This is a genomic window from Roseivivax halodurans JCM 10272, from assembly GCF_000521785.1.
GTDB classification, from domain to species: domain Bacteria; phylum Pseudomonadota; class Alphaproteobacteria; order Rhodobacterales; family Rhodobacteraceae; genus Roseivivax; species Roseivivax halodurans.
On the sequence record NZ_JALZ01000003.1, the window covers coordinates 21,777 to 39,179 of the forward strand.

A 17,403-nucleotide genomic window follows, 5' to 3' on the forward strand; every position below is an offset into this window, starting at 1 on the left:
ATGTGGGAGCGCGGACGCGGAATCAAAGGCCCCTCACGGGTCCGTGGGCCGCGCCTCGATCACGACGAAGGCCTGCGCCCAGGGGTGATCGTCGGTGAGCGTGACGTGGATGATCGCCTCGTGACCCGCAGGCGTCATCTCGGCAAGCCTGTCCTTTGCCCAGCCCGTCACCTGCATGACCGGCTGGCCGGTGCGCAGGTTGGTCACAGCCATGTCCTTCCAGGCTATGCCCATGCGCAGGCCGGTGCCGAGCGCCTTTGAGCAGGCCTCCTTCGCGGCCCAGCGTTTGGCGTATGTTCCCGCGATGTCGGCCCGCCGCTCCGCCTTGCGCTGTTCGATTTCCGTGAAGACCCGGTTGCGGAAGCGATCGCCGAACCGGTCGAGCGTGCCCTGGATGCGCTCGATGTTGCACAGATCGGTGCCCACGCCGAGGATCACCGGCCGCCCTCGTAGATATGCGCCACGCGGTCCGCGCCGATCCCGCCGGCCCAGGAAAAATCGCCGCCCGAGGCGCGGTGGAAATCGGCGATGCCGAGATCCGGGAACTGGAAGAACTTCGGTGCGCGCTCCTGCGTCTCGGCAAAGACGAGCCGGTCGATGCCGGCCCACCTCATCGCCGCGAGGCACATCTCGCAGGGCTGCATGGACGCTACTAAAGTGGCCCCCGAGAGGTCCGCCCGGCCGAGCGCCATTGCCGCCTCCGAGATCGCCACCACTTCGGCATGGCGGGACGGATCGCAGGTTTCGGACACCTGATTCCCCGACAGGGCGATAACTTCGCCGTCGATCACGACAGCCGCGGCGAAGACCGGAAGCGCCTTCTGCTCGGCCAGAGCGCAGGCGTGGTCGATCACTCGGGTCAACGCCTCACGCTCGACCTCCGTGGGCTGCAGATCGTTCATCCCCGCGCCTCGTCCATCAGGCGGCGCATTTCACGGATTGCACCTTCGAGGCCGCGGAACACCGACTCTCCGATCAGGAAATGACCGATGTTGAGTTCCACGATCTGCCGGATCGCCGCGACGGGACCGACGGTCTCGTAGGTCAGACCGTGGCCCGCATGGACCTCGAGGCCGAGATCGGATGCCAATGCCGCCATGCGGCGAAGGCGTTCGAGATCGGCGTCGCGATCCTCGAGTCGGCCCTCGGCGTGGAAGTCGCAATAGGCGCCGGTGTGGAGCTCGATCACGTCGGCGCCGACGCGGGCGGCGGCCTCGACCTGGGCCTCGTCGGCCGCGATGAAGAGCGACACCCGCGCGCCCGCATCCTTCAGCGGCGCCAGGAAGTGGCGCAGCCGGTTCTGGTCCCCGGCCACCTCGAGCCCGCCCTCGGTCGTACGCTCCTCGCGCTTTTCGGGAACGATGCACACTGCATGCGGGCGGTGCTTGAGCGCGATCGCCTGCATTTCGTCGGTCGCGGCCATCTCGAAGTTGAGCGGCACGTCCAGCATGGAGGCGAGCGCGGCAATGTCCTCGTCGCGAATGTGCCGCCGATCCTCACGCAGATGCGCGGTGATCCCGTCGCAGCCCGCTTTCTGCGCCAGCTCGGCCGCACGCAGCGGATCGGGATAGGCACCGCCGCGGGCGTTCCGAAGGGTGGCGACGTGGTCGATGTTGACGCCGAGGCGCAAGGGGGCCCGGGACTGGCTCATGTCTGTCTCCGTTGACGTGCCGGTGGCAAGCTAGTGCACCGCCCGGCCGCCGTCAGCCCGCATCTTCGCCTTTTCGCGCGGCATTCTTGGCCTTGAGCGCCGTGAGCTTGGCCTTCAGGATGCCCCTGCGCCGGTTCTGGTAGGCGCGGATGAGTGGAACCGCGATCCAGTAGGCGATCAGGCCGGCGACGATGCCGGGGACGATGCCGCCCACGAGGTACGGATAGAAGACCTCGTTCCAGAAAAGCGCAAGCCCGCTCCAATGCGCCTCCGCGGGCGAGAACATGGCGATAAAATTGTCCCAGAGGTCGTCGCTCGCCGCGACGAACTTCTCGCCGAGCGATCGGTGCTGCTCGGGGTCCGTCTCGATTCCGAGCATCCAGTAGCCGGTCGTCATCGAGATGACACCGATGGGCAGGTAGGTCAGGGGGTTGCCGAAGAAGGTCGCGAACAGCGCTGCGAGAATGTTGCCCCGCATCACGTAGGCGAGAAACGCCGAGATGAAGAAATGCAGTCCGTAGAAGGGTGTGAACGTCGTGAAGACCCCGGCGAAAATCCCGCGGGCGATCTTCTCGGGCGGATCGGGAAGCCGGTTCAGCCGATGCTGGACGTACCGGGCCGCTCGAGCCCAGCCTCCCTTGGGCCAGAGCGCGTGCCCGGCAATCTGCCACCATGGCCGCCTGTCGCGGCGCTTGAAGACCACGTCGTTTCCCTTCGCGTTCGCTCGGACGTCGCGCGCCGTTACTCCGCGGCTTCGGCCCGCGTCGCAAGCCCCATGTCGCGCCGCCGCTCCACCGTGGCCACGTCCGGCTCGGCGTCGAGAGCCGAGACGACCGAGTGCAGATGCTCCGCGTCGCGCAGGTCTATGTCGATCAGGAGCCTGTAGAAGTCCGGCTTGCGGTCCATGAACCTGAGATCGGAGATATTGGCTCTTCGCTCCCCGATCAATGTGCAAATCCGTCCCAGGACCCCGGCATCGTTGCCGATCGTGGCATCGAGGGTGACGGTGTAGACCGGCGGGTGATTTCCGCTCGCCCAATGCAGGTCGAGCCACCGCGCGGGTTCGTCCTCGACCTCCGCGAGCGCGGCACAGTCGATGGCATGGATCGTGACGCCCCGGCCCTGGCTGGCGATGCCGACGATGCGCTCGCCGGGCAGAGGCTGGCAGCAGGGCGCGCGGGTGAACCCCTGATCCGCTTCGAGACCGATGACCGCATGGCTTGCCTCGATCGTGCCGCTCTCCTTGGGCCGGAGATCCGGATAGACCGCGCGCACCACGTCCCGGGCGCTCAGCTCGGCCGAGCCGAGCCGGGCGAGCAGCGTCTCGGCGTCCGGCACCCGCAGCGTCTCGGCAGCGCGCTCCAGCGCCTTCTGCGTGCAGGTCTTGCCCATGCTCTCGAAGGCGGACCGCGCAAGCTCCCGCCCGAGGCGGATGTAGCGTTCGCGCCCCGCCTCGCGCAGGGACCGGCGGATCGCGCTCTTGGCCTTGCCGGTCGCCGCGATGTCGAGCCAGGTGGCCTGCGGGGTCTGTCCCTGAGCGGTGATGATCTCGACCGATTGGCCGTTCTTGAGCCGCGTCCAGAGCGGCACGCGGATGCCGTCCACCTTGGCGCCGACGCAAGCCGCGCCGATGCGGGTGTGGATCGCGTAACCGAAATCGAGGGGCGTCGCCCCCTTGGGCAGTTTCACCACGTCGCCCTTCGGGGTGAAGCAGAACACCTGGTCGGTGTACATCTCGAGCTTCACCGCCTCGAGGAACTCGTCGTGATCGTCCTCGCCGTCGAATTGCTCGGTCAGCGAGGCGATCCACTTGGCGGGATCGACGGCGAAGGGGTTCTCGGCCCGTTGCCCGTCGCGATAGGCCCAGTGCGCGGCGACGCCCGTCTCGGCGACCTCGTGCATCTGGCGGGTGCGGATCTGGACCTCGACCCGCTTGCCGTCCCGGCCCGACACCGTCGTGTGGATCGACCGGTAGCCGTTCGACTTGGGCTGGCTGATATAGTCCTTGAACCGCCCCGGCACCGCCCGCCAGCGCTGATGGATCGCCCCGAGCGCGGCATAGCAATCCTCGTCCGAGCGGGTGATGATGCGGAAGCCGTAGATGTCCGAGAGGCGCGAGAAGCCCATCTCCTTTTCCTGCATCTTGCGCCAGATCGAATAGGGCTTCTTGGCACGGCCGAAGACCTCCGCATCGATCCCGACCTTGTCGAGCTCTGTACGCATGTCCGACGTGATGCGGTGGATGACGTCGCCGGTTTCCTTCTGAAGGTTGATGAAGCGACGGATGATCGAAGCGCGCGCCTCGGGCTGCAGGACGCGGAAGGCAAGGTCCTCGAGCTCCTCGCGCATCCACTGCATGCCCATCCGCCCCGCGAGCGGCGCGTAGATGTCCATCGTCTCGCGCGCCTTCTGCACCTGCTTCTCGGGGCGCATGGCGCGGATCGTGCGCATGTTGTGCAGGCGGTCCGCCAGCTTGACGAGGATCACCCGCAGATCCTTCGACATCGCGATAAAGAGCTTGCGGAAGTTCTCGGCCTGCTTGGTGTGCGACGAGGAAAGCTGCAGGTTCGTGAGCTTCGTCACGCCGTCGACCAGGGTCGCGATGTCGCCCCCGAAGGTGACCGCGATCTCCTGATAGGTGGACTTGGTGTCCTCGATCGTGTCGTGCAGCAGCGCGGTGATGATCGTCGCGTCGTCGAGCTGCTGCTCGGTCAGGATCGCCGCGACGGCCACGGGATGCGTGAAATAGGGCTCACCCGATTGACGGGTCTGCCCGTCATGCATCCGGGCGCCGTAATCGTAGGCAGCCCGGATCAGATCGGCATTGGTGCGCGGATTGTAGTTGTGAACGAGGGCGATGAGGTCTTCGGCCGCGATCATGGCCCTGTCTTCCTATCTCCGCGCAACTCGGGGCCTCAGCCCTGGCCTTGCGCCTCCATCAGAGCGCGCAGGAGCTTTTCTTCGGACATGTCGTCGTCCTGCGGCTTGTCGGGCTCCGCCCCGCCCATCAGGAGCGCCATGGCGTCGTCCTCGGGCTCGTCGACCTCGATCTGGGTCTGGTTCGATTCGATCATGCGCTCGCGCAGCTCGTCGGCCGACTGAGTCTCCTCAGCGACTTCACGGAGCGCGACGACGGGGTTCTTGTCATTGTCGCGATCGACGGTGAGCGGCGCTCCCGACGAAATTTCACGCGCACGATGCGCTGCGAGCAGAACGAGATCGAACCGGTTCGGAACCTTGTCGACGCAATCTTCCACGGTGACGCGGGCCATGGTGCCTCCAGGCTAAGTCAGGACATGTCCTAGGAAGGGGACCGTCTAACGCGAATGTACAGGCTTGACAAGGGGGCCGCCATTCATATCGGCACAACTTCGGTGCGCGCGTCCCTCGGCAGCGCAGCGCACATTTCGGAGACCGTAGCGCCGATCGTCGGATGCCGCCATCCCGGCGCGATGTCGAGAAGAGGAACGAGGACGAAGGCCCGCTCCTGCATGCGGGGATGCGGCAGGACCAGCTCGCGCGGCGCCTCTTGCATCTGCCTCTCGAGCGGCAATCGGCGCCAGTTCGCCTGTTCGGCAAGGTCCGGCAACACGATTTCGCCAACGGCGAGGAGGTCGAGGTCGAGCGCGCGACCGCCCCAGCGCTCTTCGCGCACCCGCCCGAACCGCGCCTCGACGCTGTGGAGGCGCCGCAGGACCTCCTCCGGATCGACACCCCCGGGGCCTGGGGCAAGCGCCGCCGCCGCGTTCACGTAGTCGGGGCCATTCCCCTTCGGAAAACAGGGGTTTGCAAAGAAACGACTGACCCTGCGGACGGCAAGTCCGGCCTCTGCAAGCGCGCCCAACGCGGCGCGCAGGGTCGCTTCGGGGGGACCCGCATCGCTTGGCCAATTCCCACCAAGCGCCACCAGTGTATCTTGCTCCGCGCAGTCGATGTGCATATCTTAAAGGTAATTTCCTGCCGGGTTGAACCCGGCGCCAACGCAGTTATTTTTTGCTCGCGGGGCGCGGCCTTTTATTTCACTCACGGCTCTACCGGCGCCGCCGCTTTACCGAAAGGACTTTTGATGTTTTACAAGGACGAACGGCTGGCGCTGTTCATCGATGGGTCGAACCTTTATGCGGCCGCGAAGGCCCTCGGGTTCGACATCGACTACAAGCTTCTGCGCCAGGAATTCGTACGTCGCGGCAAGATGCTCCGAGCATTCTATTATACCGCGCTCCTGGAAAACGACGATTACTCGCCGATCCGTCCCCTCGTCGACTGGCTGCACTACAACGGCTTCACCATGGTGACCAAGCCTGCCAAGGAATACACCGACAGCCAGGGTCGCCGGAAGGTCAAGGGCAACATGGACATCGAGCTCACCGTCGATGCCATGGAGCTTGCCCCGCGGGTGGACCATATCGTGCTGTTTTCCGGTGATGGCGACTTCCGTCCGCTCGTGGAGAGCCTCCAGCGGCAGGGCATACGGGTTTCTGTCGTCTCCACGATCCGCAGCCAGCCGCCGATGATCGCCGACGAGCTGCGCCGGCAGGCCGATAATTTCATCGAGCTCGACGAGCTCCGCGAAGTGATCGGTCGTCCGCCCCGCCATGGCTCGAACGACGGCAATGCCGAGGCGGTCAACGGCTGAACGGAGGCGTGACCGAGACGTTCGCGGCACTGACCGGGCTCTTTGTCGCTGCGTTTGGCGCAGCGACGATCCTGCCCTTCCAGTCCGAGGTCGTCTTTGTCGCGCTTCAGCTTCGCGAGACGGTGAGTTTGGGGTTGCTCGTCGTCGTCGCAAGCATCGGCAACGTGCTTGGCGCGGTCGTGAATTACGTGCTCGGCCGCGGCGCAGAGCGTTTCCGCGACGCCCGATGGTTCCCGGCGACGGACCGCCAGCTTGATCGCGCGCAGGGCTGGTGGTCGCGATGGGGCGTCTGGACGCTCCTGCTCAGCTGGGCGCCCTTCGGCGACGCCTTCACCGTGATTGCCGGAATCATGCGGACACGGCTCTGGGTATTCCTTGGCCTCGTCGCCGTCGCGAAGACCGCGCGTTACGCGATCCTCGCCTGGGGCACCGCGGCCGCGATGTGATGCCCCGCCTCTGGACCCGTGCCGCCCGATCCCTTACGTCTCGCGCGAAAGGAGGTGCTCCATGACCAAGCCGCCCCTCACGCTTTACCTTGCCGCTCCGCGCGGCTTCTGCGCCGGCGTCGACCGCGCGATCAAGATCGTCGAGATGGCGCTCGAGAAATGGGGCGCCCCGGTCTATGTGCGCCACGAGATCGTGCACAACAAGTACGTCGTCGATGGTTTGCGGGACAAGGGCGCGGTCTTCGTGGAGGAACTCGACGAGTGCCCGCCGGACCGGCCGGTGATCTTCTCGGCCCACGGCGTCCCGAAGGCGGTGCCGGAGAAGGCGGCGGCACGCGAGATGGTCTTCGTCGACGCGACCTGCCCGCTGGTGTCGAAGGTCCATATCGAGGCCGCGCGCCACTCCGAGAACGGCCTCCAGATGATCATGATCGGACATGCGGGCCACCCCGAGACGATCGGCACGATGGGCCAGCTCCCCGAGGGCGAGGTTCTTCTGGTCGAGACCCCCGAGGACGTCGCGACAGTCGAGGTGCGCGACCCTGAAAAGCTCGCCTTCGTGACGCAGACCACCCTGTCGCTCGACGACACCGCAGAGATCGTGGCGGCGCTGAAGGCGCGCTTCCCTGCGATCGTCGGCCCGCACAAGGAAGACATCTGCTACGCGACCACCAACCGGCAGGAGGCGGTCAAGGCGATGGCCCCGGACTGCGACGCCCTTCTGGTCGTGGGTGCGCCCAACTCCTCGAATTCGAAGCGCCTCGTCGAAGTCGGCGCGCGGTCCGGCTGCCGCTATTCCCAGCTCGTCCAGCGCGCCGCCGACATCGACTGGCGGTCGCTCGAGGGTATCGCCTCCATCGGTCTGACGGCGGGCGCCTCTGCCCCGGACGTCCTGATCGAGGAGGTCATCGACGCCTTTCGCGACCGCTATGACGTCAGTGTCGAGACAGTGACCACCGCCGAGGAAGACGTCGAGTTCAAGGTGCCCCGCGTCCTTCGTCAACCGGCTTAAGCCCGGGGCCGCCAGTACCCGCGCAGAGCGCCGCCGTTCGGCGCATCGCGGATCGCCTTCGAGGAAAACTCTGCGCATGAGACAGATCCCCCGCTCCGCCCTGGTCCTCGGCCTCGCCGGCGTGATCCCTTTTGCCTGGGGCGCCGCCACCCTGCTCTCGGACGGTCTCGCCGCCTGGGGCCAGGCCAATCTCGGACCGCGGTTCATCGGGCCGTACGTGCAGCTCTATTACGGCGCCATCATCCTGTCGTTCATGTCGGGCGTTCTCTGGGGCTTCGCGGCGAAGGCGGGCGACAACCGCGGCGCAACGGGCTACGCCCTGTCAGTCATCCCCGCGCTCTGGGCCTTCTTCATGACCGGGGGCGGACCGACCTCGGCTGGGCTCAACCTCATCTTCGGGTTCCTGGGCCTGCTCGTCCTCGATGCCGCCTTCTGGTTCTGGGGCCTCGCTCCGCGCTGGTGGATGCAGCTGCGCCTCCTGCTGACTGCGCTCGTGGTCCTCTGCCTCGCCGTTGGCCCGCTGATCTGACCTATTTTCTCTTGGCGCAATATTCCGGAAGCGCGAGGGCGGCGCCCTCGCACCTCGCCGCCCCTTGACCCCGGCCCGGTGCCGCGCCAAGAGCGCGGCATGCCCGATCTCTACGCCTTCACCGACGGAGCCTGCTCCGGCAATCCCGGCCCCGGAGGCTGGGGTGTTCTCATGCTGGCCAAGGACGGCGACACCGTCGTCAAGGAGCGCACGCTGAACGGCGGCGAGGGCGCGACCACCAACAACCGAATGGAACTTCTGGCTGCGATCTCGGCGCTCGAGGCGCTGAGGCAGCCGTCGCGCATCACCATCGTCACCGACAGTGTCTACGTGAAGAACGGCGTGACGGGCTGGATCCACGGCTGGAAGAAGAACGGCTGGAAGACCGCCGCGAAGAAGCCGGTGAAGAACGAAGAGCTTTGGAAGCGTCTCGACGCCGCGCAGAAGACCCACGAGGTCCGCTGGGAATGGGTCAAGGGTCATGCCGGCCACCCCGAGAACGAGCGCGCCGACGAGCTTGCGCGCGAGGGAATGGCGCCGTTCAAGGGCAGCAAGGGCAAGTGAACGTGCTCGTCCTTCTGGACTATGCCGCGGTTCTGATCTTCGCCCTGACAGGCGCTCTGGTGGCCAGCCGTGCTCAGCTCGACATCGTCGGTTTCGCGTTTCTCGCCTGCCTCACGGGCGTGGGTGGCGGTACGGTCCGCGACGTCCTGCTGGACCGTCCGGTCTTCTGGATCGCCGACCCGACCTATCTCGGCGTCGGCTGCGCCGCGGCGGTGGCGGTCTTCTTCACGGCGCACCGTCTCGAATCGCGTTACGTCGCTCTGCGCTGGCTCGATGCGGGTGCGCTTGCGGTGGCGGTCGCGGCCGGGGCGGGGATCGCCGCCCGCGAGGGCGCTCCGATGCCGATCGTCGTCGTCATGGGCATGATCACCGGCTGCATGGGCGGTCTCGCTCGCGACGTGGTGGCCAACGAGGTGCCGCTCGTCCTGCGGCAGGGCGAACTCTACGTGACCTGCGCCTTCACCGGGGCGGCGGCACTCGCGCTCTTGCGCCTTATCGGCGTCGGCGAGGCGCCTGCGGTCCTGACCTGCGCCGCGCTCACCGCCGCCCTGCGCGCCGGGTCGATCCGTTTCGGCTGGGCCCTACCGCTCTACAAGCCGCACCCGAAGCGCACCCGCTGACCGCTATTGCAGATCGGCGAAGGCGCTCTGAAGCCGGCGCCCGGCCTCCTCGACGCGCGCACGCGGCGTCGCGAAGTTGAAGCGTAGGAAGGTTTCGCCGCCCAGTCCGAAGGTCTCGCCGTGATTGACCGCGAGCTTCGCCTCCGCCTCGACCCGGCGCCGGAATTCGGCAGGCTCCATCCCGGTGCCCGAGAAATCGACCCAGGCCAGATAGGTCGCCTCCATCGGCATCGAGCGCACCCCCGGAATGGCATTCACCATCTCGTCGAGGAGCCGGCGGTTCCCGTCGAGATACTCAGAGAGCTCGTCGACCCACGCCGCCCCCTCGGCCGAATACGCCGCCGTCGCCATGTGTATCCCGAAGGCGTTCGGGCCGGTCCCGAGCGCGGCCATCCGCTGCGCATAGGCCTTGCGCAGGCCCGCGTCGGGGATGATGACGTTGCCGGTATGGCAACCGGCGATGTTGAAGGTCTTGGTGGTCGCCGTCATCATCACCAGCTGATCCTCGATCTCGGGCGCGGCGAGCGTCATCGGGACATGGGTCTGACCGGGCATGACGAGATCGTGGTGGATTTCGTCCGAGACGAGGATCAGATCGTGTCGTTTCGCGAACGCGGCGACGCCCTGCAACTCATCGCGCGTCCATACCCGGCCGCCGGGATTGTGCGGCGAGCAGAGCACGACCATCTTCTCGCGTCCGGTCATCACCGCGTCGTAGGCGTCGAAATCGTAGGTGTAGACGCCGTCCCGGATTGCCAGCGGGCATTCGACCACCTCGCGGCCCGCGGAGCGGATCACCCGGCCGAAGGCGTGGTAGACCGGCGTGAAGAGCACGACGCCGTCACCCGGTTCGGTCCAGGTGTCCACGGCGAGCCCGACGCCGTTGACGAGGCCGTTTGTGGTCAGGATCGAGGCGGGATCGGGCTCCCAGCCGTGCCGTTCGCACATCCACCAGCAGATCGCCTCGCGGTACGGCGCGTCATTGCCGAAATAGCCGTAGACCCCGTGATCGGCCATTGCCTGCACCGCCCGCTGAACACAATCGGGCGGCCGGAAATCCATGTCCGCGACCCACATGGCGATGCCGTCCTCGGGCGAGACGCCGTAGATCGTCTCCATCATGTCCCATTTCGCGCTGTGGGTCCCCACGCGCGCGATCTCTTCGTCGAAACGGCTGCTCATGTCGTCGTTTGTCCTTTCCGGCCCTCGGGCCGAACCCTAGCGCCGGGATCGCTGGCCGCAAGCACCGCCCGAGGCGTTGCGCGGCCGCGGCGCTTCGCCTAAATGCCAGCGCATGAAGCGACCGATCCTCATCCATCCCGACCCGCGTCTCAAGAAGGTCGTCCCGCCCGTGGACGATCTTTCGGACGAGTTGCGCCAATTGGCGGACGACATGCTCGAGACGATGTACGACGCGCCCGGCATCGGCCTCGCCGCGCCCCAGGTCGGGGTGATGTCGCGCCTGATCGTGCTCGATTGCGTCAAGGAGGACGACGCCGATCCCCGTCCGCTCGTCATGTTCAATCCCGAGGTCGTCGGCGCCTCGAGCGAGCGCAAGATCTACGAGGAAGGGTGCCTGTCGATCCCCGATCAATATGCCGACGTAGAGCGCCCCGATGCGGTGAAAGTCCGCTGGCTCGACCGCGACGGCAATCTGCAGGAAGAGGATTTCGACGGACTCTGGTCAGTCTGCGTCCAGCACGAGATCGACCATCTCGATGGCAAGCTCTTCATCGACTACCTGAGCCCGATGAAACGGCAGATGATCACCCGAAAGATGCAGAAGCTGAAACGCGAGCAGGCCCGCGCGTGACCACCCTGCCTCCGACCTACGCGCCGCGCCCCTTGCGCACGCTGGCCTCTTGGCAGGTCGGCGCGCTCGCCGTGAAGGTCTACCACATCGGCGCGGCGGCCCCTTCGGAGGACCTCCTGCAGGCCGCCCGCAACGAGGCTGCCCGCATGGACCAGGCGGCGATGACCGAGGCTGATGCGCACGGGCTCGGCTTCGTCGTAATCCACGAGGGCGAAGCGGGCACGTGGCTGCTGATGGATTGGTGGGCGCATGGCGACATCCTCTGCCAGCGGCTCAGCCTTGCGCGCGGCGCGGAATTCGAGGCGATGGACGACCGGCCGCTCGCCGCCTGCGTGTGGGAGCTGGCCGTGATCGGTCACGAACGGGATGCCTGGCTGCGGCACATGATGACAGGGGGCCCGGATCCCGAAGGTTACCTGTCCGACCGGCTCGCGGCGGAGGCGGTCTGATGGCTCTCCGCGACATCCTTCGCTGGCCGGACCCGCGCCTCTCCCGCAAATGCGTGAAGGTCGGCGACACCGACGTGGGCGATCTCGTGCGCGACCTCTTCGAGACGATGTACGACGCGCCCGGTCGCGGCCTTGCCGCACCGCAGATCGGCGTGCTGGTGCGCGTCTTCGTGATGGATGCGGGGTGGAAGGACGGCGAGATGGCGCCCCGCGCCTGCATCGACCCGGAGATCGTCGCCGCGTCTGAGACCTCCGAGACCCGCGACGAAGGCTGCCTCTCGATCCCCGGCGTGACCGCGCGCGTCACTCGCCCCGACTGGATCGTCTTGCGCTATCGCGGCCTCGACGGCGCGGTGCACGAGGAACGGCTCGAGGGGATGGAGGCGACCTGCGCCCAGCACGAGCTGGACCATCTCGACGGGATCGTGACCTTCGACCGAGTCGCCCCCGAGGCCCGACGCGACCTTGAAACCGAATACGAGGCCCTGTTGTGACCGTCCGCCCAATCCTGCGCTGGCCCGACCCGCGCCTGCGCAAAGCAGCAGAACCTGTCGAGGACGTCACCGACGAGATCCGCGCGCACTGGCAGGACATGATCGACACGATGGAGGCGATGCCGGGCGTCGGTCTCGCCGCTCCGCAGATCGGGGTCATGCTGCGGCTCGCCGTGGTGGACGCGTCGAACGAACGCGGTGAGGTGGTACGGATGGCCAACCCGGAGATCCTCCATGCCAGCGTGCAGGATCGCGAACATGACGAGGCCAGCCCCTGCCTTCCCGGCGTTCACGCCACGATCTCGCGGCCCCGCGCGGTGACAGTCCGTTTCCTCAACGCGGCGGGAGAGACCGAGGAGCGCGATTTCGTTCATCTCTGGGCCACGAGCGTCCAGCATCAGATCGACCACCTGAACGGCATGCTCTTCGTGGACCGTCTTTCGAAGACCAAGCGCGACATGCTGATCCGGCGCGCCCGCAAGGTCGCACGCTAGGGCGCTCGCCTTGACTTCGCCCCGCCTCGCCCGCAAGAAGCGCCTCGCGGCAGAGCAGGTGAAAAGGCGGTCGAGATGGCGAGTGGCAAGCAGAAGAAATCCGGCGGCGGATTTCTCGAGACCGTCAAGACGATCGTCTACGCGCTCCTGATCGCGGGCATCTTCCGCACGCTCTTCTTCCAGCCGTTCTGGATCCCCTCGGGATCGATGAAGGACACGCTGCTGATCGGCGACTTCCTCTTCGTCAACAAGATGACCTACGGCTATTCCTACGCCTCCTGCCCCTCGCTCTACCTGCCGGGCCTCGGCATCGACATTGATGCGTCCGACATCTGCGGCTTTCTCGACGGCGACAACACGCGCCTCTTCGGCGACGCTCCCGAACGCGGGGACGTCGTTGTGTTCCGCCATCCGGTGTCGGGCCGCGACTTCATCAAGCGCGTGATCGGCCTGCCGGGCGAGCGGATCCAGGTCCGCGACGGCGTGCTGCACATCAACGACGAGCCGGCCGAGGTTCAGGAGGACGGCACCTTCGTCGAGGTGGCGGAGCCGCAGGGGCCCCAACGCCTCCGGCCGCGCTGCGGCAACGGCCCGGTCGGCGACGGGGGACGCTGCGAGAAGGAGAAGTTCGTCGAGACGCTTCCCAACGGCGTTGCGCATTCCGTGCTCAACATCGGCAAGCAGGGCTCCGACAACACGCCCGTCTACCAGGTGCCCGAAGGTCATTACTTCATGATGGGCGACAACCGCGACAATTCGTCGGACAGCCGCGTGCCGGCCGTTGCGGGCGGCGTCGGGTTCGTGCCCTTCGAGAACATCGTCGGCAAGGCGAGCCGGGTGATCTTCTCCTCCGCGGGATCCTCGATGCTCTATTTCTGGACGTGGCGCGGAGACCGCTTCTTCGAGAGGATCGAGTGAAGCGCTCGGCCGCTCTGAAGGATCTCGAGGGCCGTCTCGGCCACCGTTTCGACCGGCCCGAGCTTCTGACGCGCGCGCTGACGCACGGCTCGATGTCCGGGCCGACGCGCGAAGACAACCAGCGCCTCGAATTCCTCGGCGACCGCGTGCTTGGCCTCGTGATGGCCGAGGCGCTGCTCGAACGCGATCCCGATGCCGCGGAAGGCCAGCTCGCCCCCCGCTACAATGCGCTGGTGCGCAAGGAGACCTGCGCCGAGGTCGCGCGCGACTGCGCCATCGGCGACGCGATGAAGCTCGGCCGGTCGGAGCGCCTTTCCGGCGGACGGCGCAAGATGGCGCTTCTCGGCGACGCTATGGAGGCGGTGATCGCCGCGGTCTATGTCGATGCGGGCTTCGAGGTTGCCAAGGACATGATCCTGCGGCTCTGGGGCGACCGGGTCGACCGCGTCGAGGAAGACGCCCGCGACGCCAAGACGGCCCTGCAGGAATGGGCGCAGGCCCGCGGTCTGCCGCCCCCGTCCTATACCGAAACGGGCCGCGAGGGTCCCGATCACCAGCCCGTCTTCACCATCGAGGTGCGGATCAGGACCGGCGAGAGCGACAGCGCCCAAGCGCCCTCCAAGCGGCAGGCCGAACAGGCGGCGGCGAGCGCCCTTCTGGGGCGGCTCGAGGGCGGGGCGTGAGCGCCAACCTCCGCGGCGCCATCCTCATGGTTCTGGCGATGGTGGGCTTCGCCGTCGAGGATGCGCTCTTCAAGAGCGCCACGTCCACCGTCTCACCCGGCCTCGGAACGCTGATCTTCGGCCTCTGCGGCTTCGCCCTCTACGCCGCTTTGGTGCGCCGTGCGGGTCTGCCGGTCTGGACCGCGGAGTACCTCTCGAGGACCATGATCGTGCGCACGGCCTTCGAGGTCACGGGCCGGCTCTTCTTTGCCCTCGCGCTCGCCTTCGCGCCGCTCTCGGTCACCTCCGCGATCCTTCAGGCTGCGCCGCTCGTCGTGACGCTCGGCGCGGCGCTTGTGCTCGGCGAACGGGTCGGTCCCCGGCGCTGGATCGCCATGGGCATCGGGTTTCTCGGCGTGCTTCTGATCCTGCGGCCCGGCCCGGACGGCATCGAACTCTCGGCACTCTTTGCCGTCATCGCGATGATCGGCTTCGCGGGGCGCGACGTGGCAACGCGCGCAAGCCCCCCGTCGATCTCCGCCACACAGCTCGGCATCCCGGGCTTTGCCAGCGTGACCCTCGCCGGCCTCCTGATCCTGGCGTTCGAGACCGGCGCGCGCGAGGTGCCCGACGCCCGTGCGATCCTTCTCCTCCTCGCCACCGCATTGGCCGGTGTCGCCGCCTATTCCGGTCTCACACAGGCCATGCGCACGGGCGAAGTGTCGGTTGTCGCCCCCTTTCGCTACGCCCGCCTCCTCGCGGCCCTGATCCTCGCCTATATCGTGTTCGGAGAGCGCCCCGACGCGCTCATGTTCGCCGGCGCGGCCCTGATCGTGGGTTCGGGCCTCTACACCCTCTGGCGAAGTGGCCGACCCTCTGGCCAAGCGCCTCGTGCTGCGGTACCCGCACGGCCCGACCACAAGGATCACGCCCCATGACCACCCGCGCCGGATTCGTCGCCCTGATCGGAGAGCCCAACGCGGGCAAATCCACGCTGCTGAACCGCATGGTCGGTGCGAAGGTGTCGATCGTCACCCACAAGGTGCAGACGACCCGGTCCCGCATCCGCGGGGTCGCAATCGAAAGCGACAGCCAACTGGTCTTCGTGGACACCCCCGGCCTCTTCAAGCCGCGGCGCAGGCTCGACCGCGCCATGGTGGCCGCCGCGTGGGGCGGGGCCAGCGATGCCGACGTGGTGGTTCTTCTGATCGAGGCGCATCGCGGGCTGACCGAGGGCGTCGAAGCGATCCTCGAGCGGCTGCGCGAGATCGGCGAGGGGCGCCGCGTCGCGCTCGCCATCAACAAGATCGACCGGGTGAAGGCCGAAACTCTGCTCTCGCTCAGCCAGAGCCTCAACGAGGCCTATCCCTTCGAGGAGACCTTCATGATCTCCGCCGAGAAGGGCTACGGCGTCAAAGAGCTGCGGACGTTCCTCGCCAGCGCACTTCCCGAGGGTCCGTGGCTCTATCCCGAGGACCAGATCGCCGATCTGCCGATGCGCATGATCGCCGCCGAGATGACCCGCGAGAAGCTGACGCTCCGCCTGCATCAGGAGCTGCCCTACCAGCTCACCGTGGAGACCGAGACCTGGGAAGAGCGCAAGGACGGCTCGGCGCGCATCGACCAGATCGTCTATGTCAGCCGCACCGGTCACAAGGGAATCGTGCTTGGCAACAAGGGCGAGACGATCAAGGCAGTCGGCCAGGCCGCCCGCGTCGAGATCGAGGAATTCCTCGGCCGCAGGGTGCACCTCTTCCTGCAGGTGAAGGTCCGCGAGGGCTGGCTCGACGAGAGCGAGCGCTATTCCGAGATGGGCCTCGACTTCCGCGACGGCGATGGCTGAACCGCGCCTCGCGACCGCCCTCTGGGTCTCGGCCTACCGCAAGCGCCTCGACCTCGCCGGCATTCCCGCCTTCGTCACCTCGCGCGGCGACGAGACGGCGGGCGCGGTGCTGGTGAAGGTGGCGCAGCTCGACGGCACGGCCCGTCTCCTAACCCGCCGCTACGATTTCATGGCCGACAGCACGCGCTGGGAAGTCATGGCCGACGGTCCAGAGCGTGAGGTGGACGAGGTCGTCTCGCGCGAGCGCCGCAGCGATCCCGATCTCTGGGTGATCGAGGTCGAAGATCGCGCCGGCCGCCATATGCTCGGAGAAGACGGCCTGCTGTAACCGGCCGACGGGCTTCTTTAGCCCCGAACTCCGCCGCCGACGATCCCGGCCCGCCTTGCCGTGTCAGGCGACGAGCCGCCGGCCCTTGGCATCGGACCCGCCAGCGGCGATCCTGCTCTTATGGATTGGCGCGACACCGGAATTCTGCTGACCGTGCGGCGGCACGGCGAGACCTCGGCGATCCTCGAGGTCTTCACCGAAACGCGCGGGCGGCACGCGGGCGTCCTGCGCGGCGCATCGTCGCGCAAGGCCGCCTCGATCCTCCAGCCCGGCTCCGAACTCGACGTCACCTGGCGCGCCCGGCTCGAGGATCATATCGGCACCTTCACTGCAGAGCCGCGCCGCTCCCGCTCCGCGCAGGCCATGGCCGATCCGCTCTCGCTGGCGGGGCTCAACGCAGTCACCGCACTCCTCGCTTTCACCCTGCCAGAGCGCGAGGCGCATCCGGGTCTCTACCGCGCGAGCGGGCTGCTGCTCGACGCGCTCGCCATGCCGCGCGACTTTCCCTTCTACTATCTTCGCTGGGAGATGATGCTGCTCGAAGAGATGGGTTTCGGTCTCGACCTGACGCGCTGCGCGGTCACCGGAGCGACGGACGGCTTGCGCTACGTCTCGCCGCGCACCGGCCGGGCGGTCACGGTCGAGGGAGCCGGCGCATGGGCCGACCGCCTCCTGCCGCTGCCGCCGGCGCTATTCGGCGAGGGCAACCGCGGCGACGACGAAATCCTGACCGCGCTCGGGACGACCGGTCACTTCCTCGAGACCCGCCTCTCCCCCGCTCTTGGCGATCGCCGCCTGCCCGCCGCCCGCGCGCTCTTCGTCGAACGCCTGCGCCGTCGTGCGACCCGTCATGACCCGGAAGCGGACCCGCGCGCGCCCGGCCCGCGTTGAAGTCTTGTGACCCTGACATCTTCCGCCGCACAGACATCCGGGATAGGAACACA

The 17,403-nt window shown here is 67.3% G+C and carries 24 protein-coding genes; 16 read left to right on the forward strand and 8 right to left on the reverse strand.

Annotated features, from left to right (window positions below; all coding sequences use genetic code 11):
* Nucleotides 1-33 precede the first annotated feature (33 nt).
* The 7 genes from acpS to folK all read right to left on the reverse strand — a co-directional run bounded on the left by acpS (nucleotide 34) and on the right by folK (nucleotide 5,591).
* Nucleotides 34-438 carry a holo-ACP synthase gene (acpS, locus tag OCH239_RS04015; RefSeq protein WP_037259139.1) on the reverse strand — a complete coding sequence of 135 codons (405 nt, stop codon included), beginning with the start codon at nucleotides 436-438 and terminating at the stop codon, nucleotides 34-36.
* Entirely contained in the window at nucleotides 435-902 is a 468-nt protein-coding gene (locus tag OCH239_RS04020) for a nucleoside deaminase (protein WP_244430296.1), read from the reverse strand. Before OCH239_RS04020 ends, acpS begins: the two co-directional genes overlap by 4 nt.
* Nucleotides 899-1,651 (reverse strand): pyridoxine 5'-phosphate synthase, encoded by a 753-nt coding sequence (locus OCH239_RS04025; RefSeq protein ID WP_037259141.1) that lies wholly within the window; start codon nucleotides 1,649-1,651, stop codon nucleotides 899-901. The genes OCH239_RS04020 and OCH239_RS04025 overlap by 4 nt, the downstream gene beginning before the upstream one ends.
* A 52-nt stretch (nucleotides 1,652-1,703) precedes the next feature.
* Nucleotides 1,704-2,354 (reverse strand): DUF2062 domain-containing protein, encoded by a 651-nt coding sequence (locus OCH239_RS04030; protein WP_037259144.1) that lies wholly within the window; start codon nucleotides 2,352-2,354, stop codon nucleotides 1,704-1,706.
* Between the two features lie 38 nt (nucleotides 2,355-2,392).
* The gene (locus OCH239_RS04035) at nucleotides 2,393-4,531 is read right to left on the reverse strand and encodes a RelA/SpoT family protein (protein ID WP_037259146.1); all 2,139 of its coding nucleotides are present in this window, start codon (nucleotides 4,529-4,531) and stop codon (nucleotides 2,393-2,395) included.
* 35 nt (nucleotides 4,532-4,566) lie between these two features.
* Entirely contained in the window at nucleotides 4,567-4,923 is a 357-nt protein-coding gene (gene rpoZ, locus OCH239_RS04040; protein WP_037259149.1) for a DNA-directed RNA polymerase subunit omega, read from the reverse strand.
* Nucleotides 4,924-5,006: 83 nt separating this feature from the next.
* Nucleotides 5,007-5,591 carry a 2-amino-4-hydroxy-6-hydroxymethyldihydropteridine diphosphokinase gene (folK, locus tag OCH239_RS04045; RefSeq protein ID WP_037259151.1) on the reverse strand — a complete coding sequence of 195 codons (585 nt, stop codon included), beginning with the start codon at nucleotides 5,589-5,591 and terminating at the stop codon, nucleotides 5,007-5,009.
* A gap of 126 nt (nucleotides 5,592-5,717) precedes the next feature.
* On the opposite strand from folK, the gene OCH239_RS04050 reads away from it, so the two are divergent.
* The 6 genes from OCH239_RS04050 to OCH239_RS04075 all read left to right on the forward strand — a co-directional run bounded on the left by OCH239_RS04050 (nucleotide 5,718) and on the right by OCH239_RS04075 (nucleotide 9,458).
* Nucleotides 5,718-6,287 (forward strand): LabA-like NYN domain-containing protein, encoded by a 570-nt coding sequence (locus OCH239_RS04050; protein ID WP_037259153.1) that lies wholly within the window; start codon nucleotides 5,718-5,720, stop codon nucleotides 6,285-6,287.
* Between the two features lie 8 nt (nucleotides 6,288-6,295).
* Nucleotides 6,296-6,733 carry a YqaA family protein gene (locus OCH239_RS04055; protein WP_244430297.1) on the forward strand — a complete coding sequence of 146 codons (438 nt, stop codon included), beginning with the start codon at nucleotides 6,296-6,298 and terminating at the stop codon, nucleotides 6,731-6,733.
* A gap of 61 nt (nucleotides 6,734-6,794) precedes the next feature.
* A complete protein-coding gene (gene ispH / locus OCH239_RS04060; RefSeq protein ID WP_037259157.1) occupies nucleotides 6,795-7,745 on the forward strand; it encodes a 4-hydroxy-3-methylbut-2-enyl diphosphate reductase in 951 nt (316 codons plus the stop codon).
* Between the two features lie 76 nt (nucleotides 7,746-7,821).
* Nucleotides 7,822-8,274, forward strand: coding sequence for a DUF3429 domain-containing protein (locus tag OCH239_RS04065; protein ID WP_037259160.1), 453 nt, complete (start codon nucleotides 7,822-7,824; stop codon nucleotides 8,272-8,274).
* A gap of 99 nt (nucleotides 8,275-8,373) precedes the next feature.
* Nucleotides 8,374-8,838, forward strand: coding sequence for a ribonuclease HI (gene rnhA / locus OCH239_RS04070; RefSeq protein ID WP_037259163.1), 465 nt, complete (start codon nucleotides 8,374-8,376; stop codon nucleotides 8,836-8,838).
* Nucleotides 8,835-9,458 carry a trimeric intracellular cation channel family protein gene (locus OCH239_RS04075; RefSeq protein ID WP_037259166.1) on the forward strand — a complete coding sequence of 208 codons (624 nt, stop codon included), beginning with the start codon at nucleotides 8,835-8,837 and terminating at the stop codon, nucleotides 9,456-9,458. Before rnhA ends, OCH239_RS04075 begins: the two co-directional genes overlap by 4 nt.
* A gap of 3 nt (nucleotides 9,459-9,461) precedes the next feature.
* Here OCH239_RS04075 and OCH239_RS04080 read toward each other — a convergent pair whose 3' ends face one another.
* Complete coding sequence (locus tag OCH239_RS04080) at nucleotides 9,462-10,640, reverse strand: MalY/PatB family protein (RefSeq protein ID WP_037259170.1); 1,179 nt, start codon at nucleotides 10,638-10,640, stop codon at nucleotides 9,462-9,464.
* A gap of 112 nt (nucleotides 10,641-10,752) precedes the next feature.
* Here OCH239_RS04080 and def (OCH239_RS04085) point away from each other — a divergent pair, with 112 nt between their 5' ends.
* From def (OCH239_RS04085) to recO, 10 genes are all read left to right on the forward strand, one after another.
* The gene (gene def / locus OCH239_RS04085; RefSeq protein WP_037259172.1) at nucleotides 10,753-11,271 is read left to right on the forward strand and encodes a peptide deformylase; all 519 of its coding nucleotides are present in this window, start codon (nucleotides 10,753-10,755) and stop codon (nucleotides 11,269-11,271) included.
* The gene (locus OCH239_RS04090; RefSeq protein ID WP_037259175.1) at nucleotides 11,268-11,720 is read left to right on the forward strand and encodes a hypothetical protein; all 453 of its coding nucleotides are present in this window, start codon (nucleotides 11,268-11,270) and stop codon (nucleotides 11,718-11,720) included. Before def (OCH239_RS04085) ends, OCH239_RS04090 begins: the two co-directional genes overlap by 4 nt.
* A complete protein-coding gene (def, locus tag OCH239_RS04095; protein WP_037259178.1) occupies nucleotides 11,720-12,214 on the forward strand; it encodes a peptide deformylase in 495 nt (164 codons plus the stop codon). Before OCH239_RS04090 ends, def (OCH239_RS04095) begins: the two co-directional genes overlap by 1 nt.
* On the forward strand, nucleotides 12,211-12,708 hold the full coding sequence (gene def / locus OCH239_RS04100; RefSeq protein WP_037259181.1) for a peptide deformylase: 498 nt from the start codon (nucleotides 12,211-12,213) through the stop codon (nucleotides 12,706-12,708). The genes def (OCH239_RS04095) and def (OCH239_RS04100) overlap by 4 nt, the downstream gene beginning before the upstream one ends.
* A gap of 75 nt (nucleotides 12,709-12,783) precedes the next feature.
* Nucleotides 12,784-13,626: a signal peptidase I gene (gene lepB / locus OCH239_RS04105; RefSeq protein ID WP_037259184.1), complete on the forward strand. Its 843-nt coding sequence runs from the start codon at nucleotides 12,784-12,786 to the stop codon at nucleotides 13,624-13,626.
* A complete protein-coding gene (rnc, locus tag OCH239_RS04110) occupies nucleotides 13,623-14,309 on the forward strand; it encodes a ribonuclease III (protein WP_037259187.1) in 687 nt (228 codons plus the stop codon). Before lepB ends, rnc begins: the two co-directional genes overlap by 4 nt.
* On the forward strand, nucleotides 14,306-15,226 hold the full coding sequence (locus OCH239_RS04115; RefSeq protein ID WP_244430298.1) for a DMT family transporter: 921 nt from the start codon (nucleotides 14,306-14,308) through the stop codon (nucleotides 15,224-15,226). The genes rnc and OCH239_RS04115 overlap by 4 nt, the downstream gene beginning before the upstream one ends.
* Nucleotides 15,223-16,131, forward strand: a complete 909-nt coding sequence (gene era / locus OCH239_RS04120; RefSeq protein WP_037259190.1) for a GTPase Era — start codon at nucleotides 15,223-15,225, stop codon at nucleotides 16,129-16,131. The genes OCH239_RS04115 and era overlap by 4 nt, the downstream gene beginning before the upstream one ends.
* On the forward strand, nucleotides 16,124-16,459 hold the full coding sequence (locus OCH239_RS04125; RefSeq protein WP_037259192.1) for a DUF1491 family protein: 336 nt from the start codon (nucleotides 16,124-16,126) through the stop codon (nucleotides 16,457-16,459). The genes era and OCH239_RS04125 overlap by 8 nt, the downstream gene beginning before the upstream one ends.
* A gap of 120 nt (nucleotides 16,460-16,579) precedes the next feature.
* The gene (gene recO / locus OCH239_RS04130) at nucleotides 16,580-17,350 is read left to right on the forward strand and encodes a DNA repair protein RecO (RefSeq protein ID WP_051489245.1); all 771 of its coding nucleotides are present in this window, start codon (nucleotides 16,580-16,582) and stop codon (nucleotides 17,348-17,350) included.
* Nucleotides 17,351-17,403: the final 53 nt, after the last annotated feature.